Below are 4,212 nucleotides of genomic sequence, written 5' to 3'. Positions count from 1 at the left end.
TTGCGAAATTTTGTTTTGAAGTAGACGTAGAGTTTCTTTTCTTCTTCCACCAGTTCTGGATGGTGTTCTAAAAGTTCATGGAGACAGATCATTCCCTCTTGGTCCCAATCCTCTTTCTCCCACAGGTGAAGATAGTAATCTTTTCTACATTTATAAACAATTCCTTTTACCTTCTCATAGTACTTCTCAAGCATTTGCTTTCCCCTTTCTCTGCTTGTAGTATAGCAGAGAAAGGGGGAAAGAAGGGCACTAGTTTCTGTCTTGTGCTGTTTTTACTCTCTAATGTTATGGCAGTTGTGAATACTGACAAGTGAGGGTAATAAAAGACAACTGTTTTCTATACGGTTGTCTTTACTTTGTAATTTTAATTGATGAAATGTTCGATTAAAGTTCTGCAATCTGGTTAAGATTTACTTCTGCAACTGTATCATTCCCAAACATTGAGATAATCATCTTAACTTTATTGTTATCAATTTCTGTGATCTTACCTGTGTAATCTGCGAAAGCACCGTCAATAATACGAACAGTTTGACCAACTTCGACATCAATATCAAATTCTTGGACAGTTTGACCCATAGAAACTAAAATATCGCGAATTTCTTGTTCCAAAAGTGGAGTTGGTTTTGATCTATTTCCGTGTGAACCTACGAATCCTGTTACGTTTGGTGTGTTACGCACAACAAACCATGCTTCGTCGGTCATAACCATTTCTACAAGAACATACCCTGGAAAGCGATTTTCTTCGATTTCTTTTTTCTTTCCATTTTTTTCTACTTGCACTGTTTGTGTAGGAATTTCAACACGTAGAATATTTTCTAGCATATTGTATGTTTGTGCACGTTGCAATAGATTTTCTTTTACTTTATTTTCGTAGCCAGAATAAGTTTGTAGCACAAACCATCCTTTATCAAAACTATCCATGTTTTTTCCTTTCCTAACTGAAGAATTTCAGCGACTAGATCTTTTTCTTAGCTTATTTTAAAAAATATTAATAAAACGAATCAATCCGCTAACAATCAATTGGTCAAAAATATAAATCATCACTACAAAGAAAGCAGTGTATTCCATGATAGATTTAAAATCTAACCAACTTTCCTTGCGAGTCGGCCAAGTTGTTTCTTTAAGAAGTTTAAAAATATCCTTAATAAAACGCATCGTTTTCTCCTATCTCGTTTCTCGGTGTGTGGTGTACTTGCCACAGTGTTTACAAAATTTATTTACTTCTAAGCGTGTTGGTTTTGGATTTCCACTAATCTTAATCGAATAGTTTCTAGAACCACAAACCGCACAGGCTAGACTTGCTTTTTTAAGTGCCATAACGCCTCCATCTTACCTATTATAACAAGAATCCTCTGCTTTGACAAGCTTAATTGTTTTTTGTATTCTTAAAACTTTCTATTTAAATTTGCAAATATGGTTTCTTTTAATCTCGCACTGTAATATATAGAAATTGAAAAAACCCAGGAATCATCCTAGGCTTTATGGTTCTTATTTACCAAGGTAGTATTCAGAAACTACGTTCAATTTTTCGTCAAATTCGAATACCAATGGTGGGAAGTTAGGGATTTCCACGTCCATGATTTCGTCGTCTGACAAACCTTTGATGTGTTTTACAAGAGCACGGATTGAGTTACCGTGTGCTCCTACGAATACATTTTTACCATCTTTAAGAGCTGGAGCGATTTTATCTTCCCAGAATGGAAGGGCACGTTCCAAAGTCACTTTCAAGTTTTCAGCATCTGGGATAACTGAGTCGTCAAGTGAAGCGTAACGACGGTCAGTGTGAGCTGAGTGCTCATCGTCGCGATCCATTGCTGGAGGCAATACATCGTATGAACGACGCCAGATGTGAACTTGTTCATCACCAAATTGTTCAGCTGCTTCAGCTTTGTTTTTACCAGTCAAACCACCGTAGTGACGTTCGTTCAAGCGCCATGATTTTTCAACTGGAACCCACAATTGGTCAGATGCTTCAAGAGCCAAGTTAGTTGTTTTGATTGCACGTTTCAATACTGAAGTGTAAGCTTGGTCAAATTCGATACCAGCTTCTTTGATCAATTTACCAGCGTCAATCGCTTGTTGTGTTCCTTTTTCAGACAAATCAACATCAGCCCAACCAGTGAAAAGGTTAGCTTTGTTCCATTCAGACTCACCGTGGCGAGCAAAAACCAATTTTACCATTTGATGGATACTCCTTTTATTTTCCGAGGTTCCCCTCGTTTATCTATTCTATTTTACACAATTTTTCACAAAAAAGCTAGTCAAAATCAATCAAAAAAGAGAAGCGACTTCTTGACTCTTCTCTTTTAGTATAGAACTATCCTTCGATTTGGAAATGTTTCAAGCTTGACAAGTATAGCGCTCCACCAATGATGAGAATAATTCCACCGATCCATCCCAAGAACGGAATCAATGATACTACCGTTCCAACGATAAATAAGATAGACGGAGCAAGTGAGATACGTTTGTCATCCTTGTAGTAGACAAGAGTGAGAATTCCTAGGATTAGAGTTGCGATTTTTACTAAAGTAAAAACAAGGAAAACAATTCCCAAAACAACTCCTGCAAAATCTTCATTTTCAGAAATAGCCGCAATCATAACTATAACAACTGGTAAAATTGCCAAAACAGCTCCTGCAATGATCCCAATAATTCCATCAACTTGTGCAAGTGTTTTTGTCTTCATAAATGTCTCCTAAAAATTTTATTTAATCGTTATTTTACCATATTTTAGTTTTTATTTAAAGTTTTTACCAGTCTGGTATGGAATTGTGATTCCTTTACTGGCTCTCTATACGAATCAAACTAGTGATATTTCAAGTTTTATAGTTCTATTTTTTACTTGTTATTTTACATTATGTTCAGTCATTCAAGTAATCCACTTATTTTTTTCATAATCTCATGAAATATTCTCACTCAAATCAGAAACTATATCTAACTTACCTCTAAGTTAGTAGAGAAGTATTTATCATTAGATTTGTTGCTAATCTTTAGTATTACCCATTTATTAGTTTAGGTTATACTCATCATTTATTTTTTGATTATTCTATTATTTTTGAGGTTAACTTTAGTTACAAGTCAGTTTCATTCTCAATCTTGATTATCTTCTAGATTTTCTAACTGTTTATATTTTCTATTTTGGCGGTTTACACCCTTATGTAAGGCTATCTGAGTTAAATATCCGTTTTCTTGTTCTATGCCTTACTCAGATTTAATTTAGTGTTCTTGATCGTTTCTGATAGAACTATACAACTACAGTGGATTGAACCTAGAATAGTACGACAAGGATTCTAAAACGTTTCTATAAATTAATTTGACTTTCCTAGCCTCATTGTTCATATCTTTTTTCAATCCATTATATAATGGATTGAATCTAGAATAGCACACCAAGGATTCTAAAGCGTTTTTAGAAATTAATTTGACTTTCCTAATCTCTTTGTTCACATCTTATTTCAATCCACTATAGTATTAATAAATTGTTGACTAACTTACATTCTGCAATTTTTCCGAGATATCGTTATCAGGAAAAAATTTTATTTATCTGACTTCAAATAGTAAAACGAGTATTTGAAATCATAACCACCATACGAGGGCTATAAGCCCAAATTACCAGCCAGCGTCTAAAGACGTTGGCTTTCACGTTGTTCAAGCCCTATTGCTCTTGACTCGTCACTTGCCTCTTAAAGAGGCTTTAGTATTACTTACCACTATCCCTAAAGGGATCCTCATATTCTTTTACACTCAATTTATCTAGAGCTATATCATGCTGTACTCGTTCTCAAATTTTCATACTCGTGAAGAAATCATCCACTGGATAATTTCTTTAATCTTGAATATATTTCCTTATTGTGACTTCATTAAGCCCTACTGTACTCACATAATAACCTTCCGCCCAGAAATGCCGATTCCCAAACTTATACTTGAGGTTGGCGTGTTTATCAAACATCATGAGTGCACTTTTGCCTTTTAAATACCCCATGAAACTTGAAATACTTATCCTAGGTGGAATACTTACCAACATATGTACATGATCAGGCATTAAATGACCTTCGATAATCTCAACACCTTTATAACTACATAATCGGTGGAATATTTCTCCCAAACTACTTCGATATTGATTATAGATCACTTTTCGTCTATACTTAGGGGTGAACACAATGTGATATTTACACATCCACTTTGTGTGTGATAAACTATGAGACTTTTGTGCCA

5 protein-coding genes and 2 pseudogenes are annotated in these 4,212 nt (G+C 34.8%); all 7 read right to left on the bottom strand.

Translation table 11 applies throughout. The features are described 5' to 3' along the window. Nucleotides 1–194 (bottom strand): annotated as a pseudogene (locus ADH31_RS07425) (sigma-70 family RNA polymerase sigma factor); the annotation flags it as partial. Nucleotides 195–384: 190 nt separating this feature from the next. Continuing rightward, a complete protein-coding gene (gene nusG, locus ADH31_RS07420; RefSeq protein WP_045763385.1) occupies nucleotides 385–921 on the bottom strand; it encodes a transcription termination/antitermination protein NusG in 537 nt (178 codons plus the stop codon). A gap of 57 nt (nucleotides 922–978) precedes the next feature. Beyond that, nucleotides 979–1,155 carry a preprotein translocase subunit SecE gene (secE, locus tag ADH31_RS07415; RefSeq protein ID WP_001211016.1) on the bottom strand — a complete coding sequence of 59 codons (177 nt, stop codon included), beginning with the start codon at nucleotides 1,153–1,155 and terminating at the stop codon, nucleotides 979–981. A gap of 9 nt (nucleotides 1,156–1,164) precedes the next feature. Beyond that, nucleotides 1,165–1,317 carry a 50S ribosomal protein L33 gene (gene rpmG / locus ADH31_RS07410; RefSeq protein ID WP_001809375.1) on the bottom strand — a complete coding sequence of 51 codons (153 nt, stop codon included), beginning with the start codon at nucleotides 1,315–1,317 and terminating at the stop codon, nucleotides 1,165–1,167. Nucleotides 1,318–1,488: 171 nt separating this feature from the next. Continuing rightward, nucleotides 1,489–2,181: a phosphoglycerate mutase gene (locus ADH31_RS07405; protein ID WP_045763384.1), complete on the bottom strand. Its 693-nt coding sequence runs from the start codon at nucleotides 2,179–2,181 to the stop codon at nucleotides 1,489–1,491. Nucleotides 2,182–2,317: 136 nt separating this feature from the next. Then, nucleotides 2,318–2,686: a hypothetical protein gene (locus ADH31_RS07400; protein WP_049509884.1), complete on the bottom strand. Its 369-nt coding sequence runs from the start codon at nucleotides 2,684–2,686 to the stop codon at nucleotides 2,318–2,320. 1,140 nt (nucleotides 2,687–3,826) lie between these two features. After that, nucleotides 3,827–4,212: pseudogene (gene tnpA, locus ADH31_RS07395) on the bottom strand (IS200/IS605 family transposase); the annotation flags it as partial.

Origin of the sequence: Streptococcus pseudopneumoniae, from assembly GCF_001072375.1 — a bacterium.
In the GTDB taxonomy this organism is placed as follows: Bacteria; Bacillota; Bacilli; order Lactobacillales; family Streptococcaceae; genus Streptococcus; species Streptococcus pseudopneumoniae_L.
This window is presented reverse-complemented; position numbering and strand designations above follow the sequence as displayed.